The organism is Bradyrhizobium sp. USDA 3397 (assembly GCF_054060965.1).
Map to the genome: position 1 here is coordinate 1,631,613 of NZ_JBSSDS010000001.1, position 18,956 is coordinate 1,650,568.

Annotated in this window: 13 protein-coding genes; 4 read left to right on the forward strand and 9 right to left on the reverse strand. The window is 60.1% G+C overall.

Going from position 1 to position 18,956, the window contains the following annotated elements:
* Positions 1-119 precede the first annotated feature (119 nt).
* On the forward strand, positions 120-1,217 hold the full coding sequence (locus ACVWYQ_RS07670; RefSeq protein WP_404540545.1) for a hypothetical protein: 1,098 nt from the start codon (positions 120-122) through the stop codon (positions 1,215-1,217).
* Here ACVWYQ_RS07670 and ACVWYQ_RS07675 read toward each other — a convergent pair.
* Both ACVWYQ_RS07675 and ACVWYQ_RS07680 read right to left on the reverse strand, forming a co-directional pair.
* Entirely contained in the window at positions 1,198-1,596 is a 399-nt protein-coding gene (locus tag ACVWYQ_RS07675) for a VOC family protein (protein ID WP_404540542.1), read from the reverse strand. The genes ACVWYQ_RS07670 and ACVWYQ_RS07675 overlap by 20 nt on opposite strands.
* Before the next feature lie 76 nt (positions 1,597-1,672).
* Positions 1,673-2,296: a GNAT family N-acetyltransferase gene (locus ACVWYQ_RS07680; protein WP_404540540.1), complete on the reverse strand. Its 624-nt coding sequence runs from the start codon at positions 2,294-2,296 to the stop codon at positions 1,673-1,675.
* Between the two features lie 130 nt (positions 2,297-2,426).
* Between ACVWYQ_RS07680 and ACVWYQ_RS07685 the strand changes: the two genes are divergently transcribed.
* From ACVWYQ_RS07685 to ACVWYQ_RS07695, 3 genes are all read left to right on the forward strand, one after another.
* On the forward strand, positions 2,427-4,301 hold the full coding sequence (locus tag ACVWYQ_RS07685) for an HAD-IIIC family phosphatase (RefSeq protein ID WP_404540537.1): 1,875 nt from the start codon (positions 2,427-2,429) through the stop codon (positions 4,299-4,301).
* A complete protein-coding gene (locus tag ACVWYQ_RS07690; protein ID WP_271540833.1) occupies positions 4,288-4,530 on the forward strand; it encodes an acyl carrier protein in 243 nt (80 codons plus the stop codon). The genes ACVWYQ_RS07685 and ACVWYQ_RS07690 overlap by 14 nt, the downstream gene beginning before the upstream one ends.
* A 262-nt stretch (positions 4,531-4,792) precedes the next feature.
* Positions 4,793-10,015, forward strand: coding sequence for a DUF4082 domain-containing protein (locus tag ACVWYQ_RS07695; protein ID WP_456725558.1), 5,223 nt, complete (start codon positions 4,793-4,795; stop codon positions 10,013-10,015).
* A gap of 112 nt (positions 10,016-10,127) precedes the next feature.
* Here ACVWYQ_RS07695 and ACVWYQ_RS07700 read toward each other — a convergent pair whose 3' ends face one another.
* The 7 genes from ACVWYQ_RS07700 to ACVWYQ_RS07730 all read right to left on the reverse strand — a co-directional run bounded on the left by ACVWYQ_RS07700 (position 10,128) and on the right by ACVWYQ_RS07730 (position 18,907).
* Positions 10,128-10,964: a formyl transferase gene (locus ACVWYQ_RS07700; protein WP_157287849.1), complete on the reverse strand. Its 837-nt coding sequence runs from the start codon at positions 10,962-10,964 to the stop codon at positions 10,128-10,130.
* Complete coding sequence (locus ACVWYQ_RS07705; RefSeq protein ID WP_456725559.1) at positions 10,958-11,872, reverse strand: polysaccharide deacetylase family protein; 915 nt, start codon at positions 11,870-11,872, stop codon at positions 10,958-10,960. The genes ACVWYQ_RS07700 and ACVWYQ_RS07705 overlap by 7 nt, the downstream gene beginning before the upstream one ends.
* A gap of 6 nt (positions 11,873-11,878) precedes the next feature.
* A complete protein-coding gene (locus ACVWYQ_RS07710; RefSeq protein ID WP_456725560.1) occupies positions 11,879-12,952 on the reverse strand; it encodes a glycosyltransferase family 2 protein in 1,074 nt (357 codons plus the stop codon).
* A gap of 364 nt (positions 12,953-13,316) precedes the next feature.
* A complete protein-coding gene (locus ACVWYQ_RS07715; protein ID WP_157287843.1) occupies positions 13,317-14,120 on the reverse strand; it encodes a hypothetical protein in 804 nt (267 codons plus the stop codon).
* Positions 14,121-14,217: 97 nt separating this feature from the next.
* Entirely contained in the window at positions 14,218-14,820 is a 603-nt protein-coding gene (locus tag ACVWYQ_RS07720) for a transglutaminase-like cysteine peptidase (RefSeq protein ID WP_456725561.1), read from the reverse strand.
* A gap of 842 nt (positions 14,821-15,662) precedes the next feature.
* Entirely contained in the window at positions 15,663-16,976 is a 1,314-nt protein-coding gene (locus tag ACVWYQ_RS07725; RefSeq protein WP_456725562.1) for an HlyD family type I secretion periplasmic adaptor subunit, read from the reverse strand.
* Positions 16,973-18,907 carry a type I secretion system permease/ATPase gene (locus tag ACVWYQ_RS07730; RefSeq protein WP_456725563.1) on the reverse strand — a complete coding sequence of 645 codons (1,935 nt, stop codon included), beginning with the start codon at positions 18,905-18,907 and terminating at the stop codon, positions 16,973-16,975. Before ACVWYQ_RS07730 ends, ACVWYQ_RS07725 begins: the two co-directional genes overlap by 4 nt.
* Between the last annotated feature and the right edge of the window lie 49 nt (positions 18,908-18,956).

Consider the following 18,956-nt stretch of genomic DNA (forward strand, 5'->3'; position numbering starts at 1 on the left):
CATTAAATGATGCGATATCGCTCTTTAGCCGCCGCTTCGGCACAGAACGGGGCTAGAGCAGTCGCCGCACATGCGCCCAAACGGCCGCTTTCCCAACTGGCGAAAACGAGAGGCGATTCATGATCGGGGCCGAGTCCGGTGCAGCATTCGGCCAATTGCGGTCTCGCCTCGACGCCACCTTCCGACCAGGCTTCTCATTGCCACGTTTGGGCGCCCTGATGAGCCGCGCCCTCACCGAAACTCTCTTAGACCTTTCGGAACTGACGGTTCTCACCGAGGCTGCGACCGGGGCGTATGCCGTGACGGCCGTTCTCGCAGCGATGGCCGGAGCCAGGCACGTCTATGCCTTTACGAAAACTACGCAGCACGGCACCTCAGCTGAAGCCAGGGACCAGACCCTCAAGCTCGCAGATTCCGTCGGCGTGGCCCATCGCATCGAGATCCTGGAGCAGATCACCCTCGATATCATCCATCAGACGGATATCGTAACCAACAGCGGCCATCTTCGGCCTCTTACCGCTTCGCTTATTGATGAGCTACCGAGGGAGGCCGTCATCGCCTTGATGTTCGAGGCCTGGGAATTTCGCTCCGAGGACCTCGACATGGACGCATGCTTGCGGCGCGGAATTCCAATCGTCGGCGTGAACGAACGTCACCCGTCAGTCGATATCTTCTCGTTCCTCGGTCCGCTGTGCGTGAAGCAACTGCACGATAGCGGCTTATCCGCTTACAAGAATCGCATTGCCCTGCTGTGCGACAACGACTTCATTGGCTCGCTTCGCTCCGGTCTCGTGAGCTCCGGAGCGAGCGTGGTCGTCTTCGAGGACGTCCGGACCTTGTATCATGACCAATGGGACGCAATCATCGTTGCGCTGCGACCGGCGGCTGAGCCTCGCATCGGCTCGGCTGAAGCAGCTCACCTCGTTGCGTGCGCGCCCCCTGGCGCCATTGTCGTGCAGTTTTGGGGCGACATGGATCGAACCGCATTGTCAGCAAACGGGTTGGGTGTTTGGCCAACAACGCCTCCGGAACTGGGGCACATGGGCATTCTGCTGTCCGACCTCGGCCCCGAGCCGGTCGTGAGACTGCAGGCCGGCGGCCTGCGCGCTGCTGAATGGGTTCGGCGCAGCGGAGCTGTGTCGTCTGACGGGCTCGCGCAAATCGTTACCTGGCATCCGGATCAATCGCCAACTCGCGCTAGGCCCTCGCCTCGATGAGCTCAACGAGCGTGAGCGTCGCGGAGGCAAGAAACACTATGCGGCGCATGTCGAACGCGACCGCCGGCGCGGGTGACGATACAGGAAGATATTGCTGCGCCCTAAAGCAAGCGATCGCGTCGTCGAAGCGAGCCGCCTCGTAAGCAAGATGATAGAATTTGCTGCCGCGCTTCAAGATACCCGCCACCGGCGATTGTGCGCCGGTCGGCTCAATAAGCTCCAGGCGCGGACCGCCGCCCGACACAAACTGAATCCGAACCTGCTGGATGGGGTCCTCAAACATGGGGCCTTCAGGACTGTAGCCAACGACCGCGAGTTCGGGCAGTTCCGCCGCAATCTTTCGACACGCCATTCCCACGTGATGAAAGTGCAAATCCATGCGCTGCTCCTCCCTTCCCTGGCAGCCTAGGGAGACGGGCGGCGTCGAACGGACTCTGGCGGGTTGCTCCAACAGTTTAACCTTCTCGTGCATCGAGGAGCAGCGCGGACCAGACCTGTTTTAGCCGTGGATAGTCTGCGCGCGACATCCGAAACGTAATCACGTCGTCGCCGTTCCACCAAGCTTTCGGCGAAACCTTTTCAGTTTGGAAGCCGAGGCGAATATGAAAGTTCTTCGCGGCTTTATTCCTGCCTTGAACATTGGCCACGACGGCCGAAAGCCCCAGCTGCTCGAATGCGAATTCAAGTAGAAGGTCGAACATCTCTGCCAGAAAAAGGCGCGCGGCAGGATCAACGATCAACCGCGCAACTTCGCCCTGTCCCGCCGCGAAATCCAGGTTCGCAAGCGCGATGCTGCCAGCCGGCTTCTTCGAGCGTTTGAATTCGGCAATGAAATAGTAATCGTCGACCCTCGCCTGATATTTCCGGAAAAACTCTTCCTGCTGAGCCAAGGTCAGCTTCTCGCGGGTCAGGAACTTGCCGAGAACGGGATCGTTCCGCCAGGCGATGACTTGCGCGGAGTCCTCCAGCCGAAGTTCTCGGAGAAGCAGGTTGTTTCCTGCGGGAAGCCGCTTCAGATTCTCAGCTTTGGTGGAAGGCGTATTTGGGCTCACCGGCTCCGGCCTGTCATGCACCATCATCTATTTATTGTACCTTAATTTAAGCTTTAATTCATTTAATTGACCCAAGCCATATCATCATTTAATGTAGGGGACAATCACGTGATGTCGCTGTCCTGAATGGAGGCTCGCCATTCTAGCTGCAGTACCCGTGCCGGACCGGCCCATCAATGATGCCGAACTCAAGTCCCTGGCGTTGTCAGGCGATGCCACGTTCTGGGGGCATCTTGTCGCCCGCTCGCGGCAAGCGACGAGCTTCTCCGAGCTGTTCTTTCTGTCGACCCTTCGAAAAAAGACGAAGCTTTATGCACCCGGAAGCGTCCAGCCAAGACTCCGCCTCGCCCTGATAGGCGGCTACAACCTTTATCCATTGCACGAACTGGTTGAACATCTCCTGGCCATTCGTGGAATCGAGTGCGAACGTTTCCTCGGCGCGTACGATAATTTCGTCTCGGAGATCCTAGACGGCTCGAGCTCACTGTACGCCTTCAGGCCGGATCTCGCCTTCATACTGCCGAACGCGAGCCACTGCCGGTTTTCCGGCTCGCTCCTCGATGCCGTCGAACATCAGCGCGAAGCCGCAGTCTGCGCCGCTGAGCACCTCCTCAACCTCGCGCGGACTTTCACCGCGCGCTCCGGCGCGGCGGCGATCCTCGCCAACCTTGCGCTGCCCGGCGACCTCGATCTCGGCTCGTTTCGTTCACGCACGCTTGGCACCGACTGGAGTTTCCGAAAGGCGGTCAATCTCGAGCTCGGGCTTCGGGCCCCAGCTGAGGTGCAGATCTGCGACGTCGAGTTCCTCTCGGCGCGGCGAGGGATCTCAGCCGCGGCGGATGCGCGAGCGTGGTATGAATCGAAGCAGCTCGGCTCACCTGACTTTCTCGTCGACATCGCGCAAGAGCTAAGCCACCTGATCGCCTCCCGGAAGCAGAGTCCCAAGAAGGTCCTGGCGATCGACCTCGATCACACGCTATGGGGCGGCGTGATCGCGGAGGACGGTATCGAGGGAATCGAACTTGGCGACTCGTCCCCCCGTGGTGAAGCGTTCAAGGCTTTCCAGAGATACCTGCTTGGACTTTCCCAACGCGGCGTCCTGCTTGCGGTATGCAGCAAGAACGACCATGCACGCGCAATCGAGGTATTCGAGAAGCATCCTGAGATGGTTGTCCGGCTCGAGCATTTCGCGGCCTTCAAAGCCAATTGGGACCCGAAGTCCGACAACCTGCAGAGAATCGCGGAGGAACTCCGCCTTGGCCTGGACAGCTTCGTGTTTGCCGACGACAACCCGGCGGAAATCGAGATCGTGCGCCAGTTTCAACCGTTGGTGACAGGTGTACTCCTCGGGCCGGACCCCGCCGAATTCATCGTTCGCATCCAGGCCGGACGTCATTTCGAGCCACGGACCGTCACCGAGGAGGATCTCGAACGGACTGCGCAGTACAGGCAAGAACGGCGACGCGCAGAACTCGCAGCGAGCGTCACCGACATGCCTGCCTACCTCGCCTCGCTTGAGATGCGAGGCACGATCAAAGAATTCGATTCGCTCGACGTTCCTCGCATCGCCCAGCTGATCGCGCGCAGCAACCAGTTCAACCTGACGACGACGCGTCGGTCCGAGACTGAGATCAAGGCACTGCTGGGAAGGCCGGACTACCGGTGCTTCACGATGCGGCTCGAGGACAAGTTCGGTGATTCCGGGCTCATCTCCGTAGTCATTGCAAAGGTCGATGGCGGCGTCTTCGTTCTCGATACGTGGCTCATGAGTTGCCGCGTGCTGAAGCGCCAGGTCGAGGACGAGATCATGAATGAGATTTTTCGACTCGCAGAGGTGGCCGGTTGCACGACAGTGCGCGGCATTTATCTTCCGACAACCAAGAACGGTATCGTCGCGGAAGTTTACGAGGAGTTTGGTTTCGCGCGCACGGAAGACTCCGCAACCCGAAAAGAGTTCGAGCTGGAGGTGAGGAAGTATCAGGTGCGTTCGACAAAGATAGATGTTGCCCGGAGAGCTTATGAAGCAGGCTGAAATATTGGCGAAGTTGCAGGAAGTATTCGACGGAATCTTCCTCGAGAAGGTCGCGGCCACCCCCGAGCTCTCGGCGGCGGACGTCGATGAGTGGGACTCGCTCATGCAGATCTCGCTCGTCATCGCCGTCGAGCAGAAGTTTCGCGTCCGATTTCGCGTTGGCGAGGTCGAGGCGGCGCGGAATCTGGGTGAGTTCGCCGACCTGATCGCGAAGCGGATGAAACCATAAGAGTTGGACATAGCGAGTGCGTTCGAAGCTGCGTCCCGCTGAGTGCACGAGATCCGCGCGCCGGCTTCTTCAAAGCTCAAGAGAAATTGACGAACGGCGCTACTCCCAAGGCAAAATCCGCTTTTGATTTAATATTTTTAATGGTATTTAATATTATCTGTGAATAACATGACAGCCGCGACCGAAACTACAACCCGCACAGTTGGCGTTGCTACGTTAGATAGCATTTGATCACGCTGACTAGCTGGGGAGTGCAACTGACGTGCCGGTGAAGTCCAATAACCGCCCCGGTGTGGTAAGCGTCAGCGGGACGCCGACGCAGAACCAGACCTTGACCGCGACCGTGAGCGATGCGGATGGAGTGCCGGGCACCGTCTCCTATCAGTGGCAGCAGAGTGCGAACGGCAACTCGTGGAGCAACATCAGTGGCGCGACCGCGAGCACGCTCGTCCTCGGGCAGGCTCAGGTCGGCAGCTTCATACGGGCTACCGCCAGCTACACGGACCTCTCGGGCAGCACCGAGGCCCCGGTGAGCACCGCGACCGCCACGACAGTGGCCAACGTCAACGACCCCGGCGCTGTCACGATCAACGGCACCGCGACCCAGAACCAGACCCTGACAGCCAGCGTCACGGACCCCGACGGCGCGCCCGCCAGCATCACCTATCACTGGCAGAGCAGCCCCGACGGCACCACTTGGACGAACCTGGCCGCCACGACCTCGAGCCTCACCCTCGACAGCAGCCTGGTCGGCAAGCGGATCCGCGTGAATGCCACCTACACCGACCTGCTCGGCGCCAGCGAGAATGTGACCAGCGCGGCCACGGCGACGGTTGCCGCTGCGAGTGCCACCACTACGCTGTTCACCACCCAGACGCCTGTCATCACCAATGCCAACGACGGAGTAGGTTATGAGCTGGGGATGCGCTTCACCAGCGACACCTCCGGCTCGATCCAGGCAATCCGGTACTACAGGGCCCCGGGCGAGACGGGCACGCATATCGGCCACATCTGGTCGGCCACCGGCCAGGAGCTGGCGACGGTCACGTTTACCAACGAAGGCGCATCGGGCTGGCAGCAGCAGGCGCTCGCCACGCCGCTGACCATCCAGGCCGGCACGACCTACATCGTCTCCGTCAACATCAACAGCTCCTACGTCTCCACCACGCAGGGCTTCGCCTCACCCATCAGCAATGGCGGCCTGAACGCCCCGGTCGGTGCCGGCGTCTTCGACCTGTCCAAGGGCGCCTTCCCCACCAACGTCTATCAGAATGCAAACTATTTCCGCGACGTCGTGTTCGCTGCGGGCTCGTCACAGCCCAATAACCGCCCCGGTGCGGTAAGCGTCAGCGGGACGCCGACGCAGAACCAGACCTTGACCGCGACCGTGAGCGATGCGGACGGAGTGCCGGGCACCGTCTCCTATCAGTGGCAGCAGAGTGCGAACGGCAGCTCGTGGAGCAACATCAGTGGCGCGACCGCGAGCACGCTAGTCCTCGGGCAGGCCCAGGTCGGCAGCTTCATACGTGTCACCGCCAGCTACACGGACGTCATGGGCAGCACCGAGGCCCCGGTGAGCACCGCGACCGCCACGACAGTGGCCAACGTCAACGACCCCGGCGCTGTCACGATCAACGGCACCGCCGCCCAGAACCAGACCCTGACGGCCAGCGTCACGGACCCCGACGGCGCGCCCGCCAGCATCACCTATCACTGGCAGAGCAGCCCCGACGGCACCACTTGGACGAACCTGGCCGCCACGACCTCGAGCCTCACCCTCGACAGCAGCCTGGTCGGCAAGCGGATCCGCGTGAATGCCACCTACACCGACCTGCTCGGCGCCAGCGAGAATGTGACCAGCGCGGCCACGGCGACGGTTGCCGCTGCGAGTGCCACCACTACGCTGTTCACCACCCAGACGCCTGTCATCACCAATGCCAACGACGGAGTAGGTTATGAGCTGGGGATGCGCTTCACCAGCGACACCTCCGGCTCGATCCAGGCAATCCGGTACTACAGGGCCCCGGGCGAGACGGGCACGCATATCGGCCACATCTGGTCGGCCACCGGCCAGGAGCTGGCGACGGTCACGTTTACCAACGAAGGCGCATCGGGCTGGCAGCAGCAGGCGCTCGCCACGCCGCTGACCATCCAGGCCGGCACGACCTACATCGTCTCCGTCAACATCAACAGCTCCTACGTCTCCACCACGCAGGGCTTCGCCTCACCCATCAGCAATGGTGGCCTGAACGCCCCGGTCGGTGCCGGCGTCTTCGACCTGTCCAAGGGCGCCTTCCCCACCAACGTCTATCAGAATGCAAACTATTTCCGCGACGTCGTGTTCGCTGCGGGCTCGTCACAGCCCAATAACCGCCCCGGTGCGGTAAGCGTCAGCGGGACGCCGACGCAGAACCAGACCTTGACCGCGACCGTGAGCGATGCGGATGGAGTGCCGGGCACCGTCTCCTATCAGTGGCAGCAGAGTGCGAACGGCAACTCGTGGAGCAACATCAGTGGCGCGACCGCGAGCACGCTAGTCCTCGGGCAGGCCCAGGTCGGCAGCTTCATACGTGTCACCGCCAGCTACACGGACCTCTCGGGCAGCACCGAGGCCCCGGTGAGCACCGCGACCGCCACGACAGTGGCCAACGTCAACGACCCCGGCGCTGTCACGATCAACGGCACCGCCGCCCAGAACCAGACCCTGACGGCCAGCGTCACGGACCCCGACGGCGCGCCCGCCAGCATCACCTATCACTGGCAGAGCAGCCCCGACGGCACCACTTGGACGAACCTGGCCGCCACGACCTCGAGCCTCACCCTCGACAGCAGCCTGGTCGGCAAGCGGATCCGCGTGAATGCCACCTACACCGACCTGCTCGGCGCCAGCGAGAATGTGACCAGCGCGGCCACGGCGACGGTTGCCGCTGCGAGTGCCACCACTACGCTGTTCACCACCCAGACGCCTGTCATCACCAATGCCAACGACGGAGTAGGTTATGAGCTGGGGATGCGCTTCACCAGCGACACCTCCGGCTCGATCCAGGCAATCCGGTACTACAGGGCCCCGGGCGAGACGGGCACGCATATCGGCCACATCTGGTCGGCCACCGGCCAGGAGCTGGCGACGGTCACGTTTACCAACGAAGGCGCATCGGGCTGGCAGCAGCAGGCGCTCGCCACGCCGCTGACCATCCAGGCCGGCACGACCTACATCGTCTCCGTCAACATCAACAGCTCCTACGTCTCCACCACGCAGGGCTTCGCCTCACCCATCAGCAATGGCGGCCTGAACGCCCCGGTCGGTGCCGGCGTCTTCGACCTGTCCAAGGGCGCCTTCCCCACCAACGTCTATCAGAATGCAAACTATTTCCGCGACGTCGTGTTCGCCGCGGGCAACGTCATCTCGCTACTTAGCAGTTCCACTGTCTATGTCAGTGAGACGGGAGGGATGGCTACTATCACCGTCGTACGCTCCGGCGACCTCCAATCTCAAGCGACCGTGGAGTACACGACGAACGAAATCGGCACCGGTGGCACAGCTACGGCGGGCCAGGACTTCATCCAGCCCTCGTTTAATGGCCGGTCGAACACCGGTCAGGTCGTCTTCAACCCCGGGGAGAGCACCAAGAGCTTCACTATCCCAATTGTGAACGATCAGCTCACCGAGGGTAACGAGACGTTCGCGGTCGGGCTTCAGAATCCCGGTTCCGGCTCCCTCGGGACCCCGCGCACAGTGCTCGTGACCATCATCGACAACGACTCGCCCGTCGCGATCTCAATGGCGGACGCGGCGATAAGCGTTACCGAGAATACACAGACGGCAACGATTACGCTGCTGCGCAGCGGCAGCACCAGTCAAACCGCTACTGTCGGCTTCACGACAAGCAACGGCAGCGCCCTCGCGGGTTCCGACTACAGCGCCTCGTCAGGCACGGTGACTTTCGCTGCTGGCCAGGTGACCCGGACGATCACGGTCCCGATCATCAACGATGCGACGCCGGAGAATGACGAGACCTTCACGGTCACCTTGAGCAACCCGACCGGCGCCACTCTCGGCGCCGAGACGACGACGACCGTGAAGATCCTGGATAATGACAACCCCGATCTCGGCAATCTGGCGGGTGAGACGTACGTGACGGGACTGGGCCAGGGGTATGCCGGCGGGCCAACGGCGATCGATTGGACTCCAGACGGCCGCTACATGCTGGTTGCCCAGAAGGACGGCGTGGTGCGGGTGGTGGATAACGGAGAACTTCGATCAACTCCGCTGATCGACATTTCGAGCGAGGTAAATGGCGTCAATGATCGCGGACTGCTGGGTATCGCGGTGAACCCGAATTTCGCAACGAACCACTATGTCTACCTGCTCTATACCTACGATCCACCCGAGACGGCGGGCCAGCCCGGCCTTGCCGGCCCCGATCAGGCCGGCAACCGACCTGCTCGCCTGGTGAGGGTCACCGTTGACCCAACCACAATGATTGCCGATCCGGCGAGCGAGGTAGTGCTGGTCGGAAAGAACAGCATCTGGGCCTATACGAGCCGTCCAGACGTAAACAGCACAGGCGATCCGAGCATCGCCCCTTCCGGTATCGTCAACGGCACCACGATCACAGCTCCGGCGAGCCACATCGAGAGTGGATCGCAGGACAACGATCCGGACCGGACCGGCATCCAGAACCAAAACATTCGTGACTATCTGGCGACTGATAGCGATTCGCACGGCGTAGGCGCTGTTCATTTCGGCCCGGACGGCTATCTCTACCTCACCGTCGGCGATGGCGTGTCGTACAACTTCGTCGACCCCCGGGGAGTGCGCGTCCAAGACATCCACAATCTATCGGGCAAGTTGTTGCGGATCGATCCCGTTACAGGTGAGGGAGTGCCCGGCAATCCGTTCTATCAGGCAAGCGATCCAAACAGCAATGCGTCGAAGGTGTTCTACTACGGTGTTCGCAACGCGTACCGCTTCAGCTTCGATCCAGTTACCAATCTTCCCGTGCTCGGAGATGTGGGCTGGAACAGCTGGGAAGAGCTGAATACGGGGCCAGCCGGCTCGAACTTCGGATGGCCCTATCTCGAAGGCCCCGACAGGACCGGCAGCTACCAAAATCTCGCGCAGGCGATCACCTTCTATAACAATGGCAATCGGAACAATACGTCAGACCCGCCCGCCGTATTTCCGATCCTGTCTCTAAGCCACGGGGCTCCCGACAATGCCCACGTGATTACCGCGGGAGATTTCTACAATCAGAACACCATTTTTTTCGACGATGTCCAAAACGGAACGATCTTCGCTGCGACCTTGAACGCAAGCCGGCAGGTCACCAGCGTCCAGTTGGTGGACAACGTACAAGGCATCGTCGACATGCAGAAGGGTCCCGATGGCTGGATGTACGGGGCCAATTTGATTGATGGCACTATCCGACGTTGGGTCGACCCCTCAGCGGTTACGGCGCTGGGGCTCGCAGCGTCGTCCTAGTAGACGCCGGTCACGGCTTTCGTTCATCGATGACGATCTGCTGGGGCGGCTAGTCGGCGCCGCCCTCAACGACGACTTCGGCCGGTAAGGCGAGTTTTTGCACGATCGCCCGTCAGCGAACTGCCCTGTCGTTTTGACCAATGATCGAGGTTTCGGCGATGGACCTCAGACGGGCGAGCCGGCATCGCGCCACCAATTCCGGACCAATGGTTAAATCGGCCCCACGGTACTCGCGCCCAAGATTGAGATCTTGCGAAACTCCGCTCAAGGTGCCCGCCACATAGCGTTGAACCACTCGTACATACGCTTCGGCACCGACCATCACGGCTCGGCCAAAAATCGTATGCAAGTCGTCCCCTGGTTCGTATCTCGAATGCACTGTCTCAAAGATCGGCCCGCTGTCGACACCGGACGTGCATTCATGAATGGTCGCACCGAGCATGTCCAACTCGTCGTTGACTACAGGCCAAAAGCTGCACGCGGTTCCGCGATACTGGGGGCTAATACCTGTATGCAGGTTGACACACATATCGCTTGCAGAGTCGAGGACCGCATTCTTCACGACCGACGTGCCGTAAATAAGAATCGCATCGGGGCGCCTCTGCCGCAGGACTTCCAAGCTTTCGGCGCCGTTTATGCCTTCGACATAGTCGATTCGATCAGATGCATAGAATGCTTGAGCCTTTTGCCCCAACAGACTTTCAAGTGACCGAGTTCGGGCCTCATCGTCTCGAATCAACTTGAGAAACACAGCACGGGTTGCTTTTCCTAAGAAGTGCACTAACCCTTTCCGTACGGCGCGCCGCAGTCTTGTCCTCCGTGTCGACCGGTCCACAATGATGCGGTCAATGGAGAGTCCAGCGCAAAGCATGTTTGCGACATAGCGATGTTCTGGGCCATCCCGCGTCAGAATCACTATTCTCTTTTGTTCGGGCTGCGCAGCTACCATAGCCAATCTCTCGCACACCGCAGTACAGGCATAATCCGGAGCTTGAAGGGAATCTCTTCTGGGGCGGCGTTCCCCAGGCTAATCCGATAGAAAATGTCAGCCGCCGGTTTAAAGCGGTTGCTTTTCGCATGCACCAGAAAGATCGCCTTGTGATTACGCCGTGCGGCGCGCAGCGCACCTTCGGTCGCGTCCAATGCATTCCCATAAGGAATACTTAGGCATTGAACCGTTTGTCCGGATAATTTCTCCAGAAGCTCTCGGCTTTGCACGATCTCGGTCTCCAACTCGCTCGATGAAAGCGAACGGAAGAACGTGTGGCTCATCGAGTGGTTTCCTACTTCAATCCCTAAGCTCGCAAACCGCTTGATGTCGGTGATATCAAGAAAGAGCTTCGATGTACGCCGGAGCTCCAATTCGTTGGTGCCCATTGCGGTACACAGCTGCTGCTTCGCCTCCGCAATTTGCGCCTGAGTCCATTTTGAAATCACGTTGGCGATGAACCTAGAGACTGATGTTGTTCCGGTTTCGTTGATGTTCAGGAGAGCTATCAGTTGCTGTTTACCGAGCACCACCGCTGCCAACGAAAGGATGTTATCCACTGGCAATCTGCTTCCGAGCAACGTTGTCGGATTGACGAAGAACAGCGAAGGTGCGTTTGCCGCTTTCAAGACAGTACTTGCGGTATCGAGGACCGAGCGATATGCGTCATCGAAGGTGATCAGCAAAGGTTTACGCGGCAGAGCGCCGCTTACAAGGTCCGATCCGCTCACCACGTCAAAATGACGCACGAAATACTTGACGTGCTTCTCAAAAACCTCTGGCCTTGTAACAACTCCAAGCTTGCTGGTTAACGGGTCTTCATAGTCCGCGATATGATGATAGACCACAATGGTAACGTCGCGCCGCATCGGTGGCTATCCCCGGCGCGAGCGGGATAACGCGTCCCCTGACGGACGTTCCACAGCAGCTATCTCCTCTGACAGGTTGTTGCGCGGATTGCCGCGCGCGCTCCTCACGCCGACATTGCTCCAGCCATTCACCCAGCGTTGGCGATGCTGCCAGACATAGCGCCAGTTTCGCGCCTTTTCACGCAAATCACTTCTGCCGGAGACCAGGCCGGCCGTTCCGTACGCAAGCAAGCGCAGGAGGGGAAGCATCATGTACAGTGACTTGCCTGCGAGAATCGTCGCAGCGGAATTGTGACGCCGCAGCAGCGTGATCCGGCCGGCAAGGACCTTGATGCGTTGCTCTGCTTGATCGGGCTCGGAAGACTGGCCGTAGTGAATGATGGTAGCTGCAGGCGTGATGGTCGGGGATGCACCAAGCTTGCGCGCCCGGCGGCACAAGTCCGCTTCTTCACCGTACATGAAAAACTCGGGGTCAAAGCCGTCAAGTTGCTTCCAAAGTTCGCGGTCTATGAGAAGAAAGCAGCCCGTGACAATGTCGACTGCACGAATGCTGTCACGCTTCCAACCACCGTATCCTTCGGGATTGAAAACCGCGCTGCTGCGCTTCAAGCTGGTCAGACCAGTAGTAAAACAGAAGATGCTCCATAAGGTGGCATCTCCCCAACAGGAGCCAGGATTCAAACGGCCGTCAGACAGCACGGTGCGCCCGCCCCAGATCCCAAAGCGCGGATTCGCATCGGCGAACTCATGCAGATGATCGATTGCGTGATCCAAGATCAGGGTGTCCGGGTTGAGCAGCAGAAACCGGCGCCCCCGCGCCCTCATCGCGGCGATGTTGTTGGCGCCGGCAAACCCAAGATTTTCTTGCGACGCGATGAGCTCGAGCTGAGGGAAGTTCGCGCGAATGGCTTCCGGAGATCCGTCTGTTGAAGCGTTGTCGAAAACGATGACTTCGTAGAGTACCGTCGTTGTTTGTGCCAAGATCGTTCGAATACATTCGAGCGTCATGGTGCGCGTGTTGTAGCTCACGATGATGATCGAAATGTCGGGCTCAGCGGCTCGATAAATGGCATCCGGCATGGGATTCAGTCTCGTGCGATACGTCAGGACCCACTCCCGCTCAATGTTCGACCGAACCCATCTTCGACAACCAACTTGCTCGAGCGCGACTTGTCAGCTCGTCCTTCCGAAGGTCGCCAACGCCGCGCGCGACCCCGGATCGCGTACCATTTTACCACGCGCCTCCACTCCAAAAGCCCAGCTCAAATGGAAACGACAGCTCTCCTCGTCTTCTGTATGGCATAACCTACCGGAGCTCACGAATTAAACATTTATATTATTAAATTGGTTTAATTTGCAAGCTGATATTTCATAACGAGCGACCTTAATCCGAGGATGCAAGCCGCGAGCGTCCAAAAGCGCGGGGGCCTGGCAGGAAAATGGATCAGCGGATCCGAGGCTGAGGAAGCAAACTGCCCGGGACGAGCCGGCCATTGACGATGGTTGCACTCCTGACGTTCTCCCATTTGGTGATCGTCATCGTTCCGCCGCCCGCATTGTTGATCAGAAATGCGCCGTATAGGAACGGGCCAACGAAATACACATCCTTCAGGGAGACGGCGACGTTCATGCCATCGGGATGCATTCGCAACCCATACGGTCCACCCCAGAACAAGACGTTCTCAAAGCTAACTGAGCCCCCTAGTCCATCAGCATAGAAGAATCCGGCCGTTGCATTGGTGTTGTTATAGGTCTTGAATGTTGTATTGCGAACCGTGATGGTGTTGGTTTTGCCAGGATCATAACACTGAAGCCCGTCTGCGTGATCGCCCGGCAGACCTTTGGTCTCGATGTAAACGCCATCAATCTTGATGCCGCCAGCACCGTCGGTGCCAATACACCGGAATCCCTCGTTGGATCGAATCCGCGAATTTTTCAGAGTGCAATCGCCGCAAACGACCGAGCTTCCATCGTTGTTGTGATCCCAGGAACGATGCTCGACGACTTCACCGTTGCTGAAGAACTTCCCGTAACGGGTGTATGGCTCGGAGGCATTTCCAGCAAAGCGGGCGTCATCAAATGAGAGTGGAGGAGTCGACGCCGGAGCAGGAAAAGGCGAAGGCGAGGAGGCAGGACCTGGCGCTTGGCTGGTGGAAAGTGATTGATCCGCCAGTGCGGAACCGGCGTAACACAAGCCGGCGATTATCTGCGCCCAGCCAAAGCCTCGCCAACGCGTTACTTTCTTCACGGATTTCCCCTTCAAACGATTGCGACCATGCGGATTGCGCGTGCCACAGACCGCAGGCGATCTTAACCAGAGACATTTCATTGAATGGCTGTCGGGCTCACGCTCCCTTCCCGTCGGTTCTCGCCCAAAGAATGTGCCGTGGCATTTGCACCCGAACCCAGCGATAGCGAACTTGCGACCATGGTTTGATTTCGGGTGAGAGATTGTCGAGGACGAAATCGCCATTTCGCGTGCGCACGAGAAGCACGAGGTGGTGCTCTCCGGAACTGACGACGACTTCGCTCAATAGCAGGACTCGCGCAGGCCAGCCGCGCCGAAGCAATTCGTGGCGCTTGCTCACCGCGTAGTCATTGCAATCGCCGTGCTTGGGGTTGATGACCCATTCCTCGCCGGCAAGGCCGAGCTCGTTGCGCGCCGGCACGATGGCGAGATTGACCGCGCGATTGACCTCCTGCAGAGCCGCCCAGCGGTCCTCGGTCAGCCGGATCGGCCCGCCTCGAAACGAGCGCGGCGGAAGACATTCCGCCTCGTAGCGCAGGCAGAACACGGTGTACGCAAGGGGCGGCAGCGTCGGGTTTCCCAGTTCGATGTGCTGCCCTGCCCGCGGCGTCGCCGGCAAAGACAGGCGCCCCGCTCCTGCCCATTGAACTCCTCCGAGCATGATAGCGACCGCCACGACGGAGCCGAAGGTTCGATACATCTGCCGATCCCCTCGCAAACGCAAAACTGAGGCTCGGATCCGCTGGCCGGGCTGACACCGTCAGTCCCGCGGCAACCACATTATCTTCATTAATTTATCCTATTTAATTGTCAATTAAATATTATAGCCAAACCAAAATAATTCGCTCGCGCATTATCAGTACGGCCACCAGATGGCCCGCATACGCGTCCCGTTGCGACCGCATCGCCGGCCGCTATGAGTTGCTCGGCCGCGCTCAGAATTAAGGCGACAATTTAACGATTCCGGTGAATTAATCGTTGATTCAATGCGCCCCTCGGCACATCGTATTCCGAACAACTTCTCCGCCTCACATCGAGATTGCGCATGCCGGAAGAACTGCTCGTCATTCTGGGGGCTGAAGCTATCCTGCTTGTCTTCGTCACAGCGATGACCCTGCACAGCAAGCGAATGGATGTGCTGAGCGGGCTGCACCGCCGGGCGGTTAGCAGGTCCGCCGGCCAACACAGCAAGCCCGCGCCATACTCGGTCCGTGCGCGCGCAGGGGCTTTGCTGCCGCCGCTGACGACGTGGGTGGGTACGGCCAGACTCACCCCAGCCAATCTCTCGCGGCTGCTCAGACACGCCCAATCAAGCCTGACGAAGGTGCGAAAGCTGTCCACCCTTGTGGCTCGTTCCTGGCGGCCAGAGCCCCCTCAAGCCACGCCGTCCACCTCCAGGCGCATTGCAGGGGCTCGTCGTCAGCTCGGTGCTCGTTGATGCGGCCAACGCATCACCTTTTTTGATCGCGACCTCGGTGGTCGCTGATCTGCAGCCCCGAGTGCGCGTGCACTCGGGGCTGTGTCATTTCACCCAGCAAGGGCTCAGCGCTCTTTGAATGCGCGCTGCGCCTGATCGTGTAGCGGCTTGAGCAGGTAGGACAGCGCGGTCCGCCCTGCCGTCTTGATGAAGACCTCGACGGGCATGCCGGGCAGCAACTTGGCCGAGCCGAGCTTCGCCAGCTCTTCCGTCTTCAGCAAGACGCGGCCTGTGTAGTAACTCGTGCCGGCACGCTGATCCTGCGTGATGTCTGCCGAGACCATGCTGACCTCGCCGTCGATTTCGGGCGTGGTCTTCTGGTTGAATGCTGCGAAGCGCATTGTCGCGGTCTGCCCCACGTAGACCTGGTCGATATCCTTCGGTGCGATCTTGACTTCGACCGCGAGCGAGTCCGCGTCAGGGACAATCAGCATGATTTGCTCGCCCGGAGAGATCACCCCCCCGACCGTATGGACGCTGAGCTCGTGGACCCGACCGGATTGTGGCGCCCGGATATCGACCCGATTCAACTGATCCACCGCCGCAGTCTTGCGCTCGCCCAGCTCGGAGAGTTTCGAGCGGGTTTCGATCAAGTCCTTGCCGACCTCGGTTCGGAGGTCCTGGTCGATCTGAATGATCTGGAGTCCGATTTCGGAGATCTTGCCCTTCGACTGAGCGATCATTCCTGCGAGCTGGCTGCGCTCGCCCTCGATGCGGGCGGAGTCGCGCTCGAGGGAATTGAGCCGGGTGATCGGCACCAGGTTCTTCTGCCAGAGGCTGCGCACGCCCTCCAGCTCCTGTCGGATGAATTCCACTTCCTTCTGCTTGGCCTCCGTCTGCCCCATATAGCCCTTGATTTCGTTCTCCAACTGCGCACTCTTCTCCTGCAACTGCGCTTTTTGGCCGCTCCTCGCCTGACGACGCAGATCGAACAGCTTCCGCTCCGCGGCGATTGCACGGCTCGCCTCGGAGTTGCTTTCTTTGGCCCGGTCGAGCAGTACCTTTGGAAACACGACCTGCTCGGCACCATCGCGCTCGGCCTCGAGACGGGCCTGCCGCGCCAGCAGTTCGTCAATGCTATTCGTGACGATCGTTGCATTCGCGAGCGTCTGCGTCTCGTCGAGGCGGATCAGGATGTCGCCTGCATTCACCCGATCGCCCTGGCGCACCCGCAACTCTCCGACGATTCCACCCGTGGCATGCTGGACCTTCTTGACGCTCGAATCCACCACGACCACGCCCTGCGCGATCACCGCGCCCGACAACTGGGAAGTCGTCGCCCAGCCGCCGACCCCAAAGGTCACCATAGCGAACATGATCATTCCGACGATCATGTAACGTTGGATGGACTGCAACGCCGGCGTTACCTGACCGTTCATCGGCCGCCTCCTTGAGCTTCCGCGACGACCTTCAGCGGCACCGGATTCCGCAGCACCCTCTTGAGAACCTCCTCTCGCTTGCCGAAGGACTGAACTCTGCCTTCGCCGAGGCACAATACGTGGTCCACACCTTCCAGCGCCTTCGGCCGATGAGCGACAACGGCCACAATCCCTCCGCGGCGTCGCACGTTCAGGATCGCCTCGGTCAGGGCCTCCTCGCCCTCCGCATCGAGATTGGAAGAGGGTTCGTCAAGCACGACCAGGAAGGGTTTGCCGTAAAAGGCGCGCGCAAGCCCGATACGCTGCCGCTGCCCCGCCGACAGCGCCAGCCCTCCCTCGCCGATCTTCGTGCTGTACCCGTCCGGCAGTGAGAGCACGAGGTCATGCGCGCCCGCGGCACGGGCGGCTTCCAGAACAGCGGCGGCGGTTGCGTCCGGGTCGAAGCGTGCAATGTTCATCGCAATGCTGCCGTCGAACAATTCTACGTCCTGGGGCAGATAACCGATGTGCTTGCCGAGGTCGTCCGAAGACCAGTGATCGAGGGCGGCGTTGTCGAGCCGGATCCTGCCTCGAATGCACGGCCACACCCCAACCAGCGCACGCGCCAGCGTCGACTTGCCGGATCCGCTCGGACCGATGATTCCGACCGCCTGCCCACTCCGCAGCTGGAATGACACGTCGCTGAGAGTGGGTCTTTCGGAGTTCGGAGCACCGATATAGAGGTTCTCGGCGCTAAGGGTTTCAACAGGCGCAGGCAATGCCAACCGCTCCTCCTCCTGAGGGAGAAGTTTCAGCAAGTAATCAAGCCGTTGTCCCGATTGGCGCGCCGCGACGAACCCCTTCCAGTTCGCAATTGCCATTTCGACAGGCGCAAGGGCCCTCGCGGTGAGGATCGATCCGGCAATGATGATGCCAGCCGTCGATTCCTGGTTGATGACGAGGACGGCGCCAACGGCAAGAACCAGCGATTGCAAGATCGCGCGGAAAATCTTCGAGGCACCACCGAGTCCGTTTGCGACATCGCTGGCCCGTTCATGGGCTGCGAGGTACTTTGCGTTGGCATCCTGCCAACGCAAAGCCGCTTGTTGCCGCATACCCATGGCCTGCAGAACTTCGGCATTGCGCCGTCCCTCGAGCGCGAGGGCCGTTCGCGAAATGGCAAGACGCGAGCTCGCCTTTGCCGGACCTCGGGTACGCGTTTCCGTGAGCATCGTAATGCCGACCAGCACCAACGCACCAGCCAGCGCAGTGATGCCAATCCAGAAGTGAAAGAGGAAGCAGACGCCGAGATAGATCGGCATCCAGGGCAGATCGAAGAGCGCCGTCGGCCCTCCGCTCGACAGGAAGCTGCGGACCTGATCGAGGTCCCGTACCGGCTGCAGGCCGTCGCCATCCGCTCTGGTCTTCAAAGGCAGGCGAACAAGAGCGTCGAAGATGCGAACCCCGAGACTTTCATCGAAATACCGGCCCACCCGGGCGCTGATCCTGCTCCTGACGAAGTCGAGCCCGCCCTGAAACAGGTAGAGCACCGTTGCCAGAGCCAACAGAGCGACAAGAGTCGGTATACTGCGTCCGGGCAGCACCCGATCATAGACTTGCAGCATGAAGAACGAGCCGGTGAGCATGAGTAGGTTGCTCATGCCGCTGAAGGCCGCTAGCGCCCAGAAAATCCGGCGGCAAGACCGCAGGAACGCCGACAATTCTGACTGCGACTCGTCATAGTGATCCACTGGCCGGGGTCGACCAGGGAATATCCGTGGCCGCAGCACTTCGATCAGGCCCTTTGCCCGGCCGATCAGTTGCGACGTCCGCCGTTGAGCGTTTTCCGCCCACTGCCGTCCGGCTGACCAGAGTCCTGATATGTGAAGAAATGGAATTCGATAGAGATTTGCGGGCGGGGGGAATACCCCCCGCCGTCCAAAGTCAATCATGGCTTCTGCCCCTGAAACGCGCCTTTGTTGGAAGATCCCTCAAGAGATC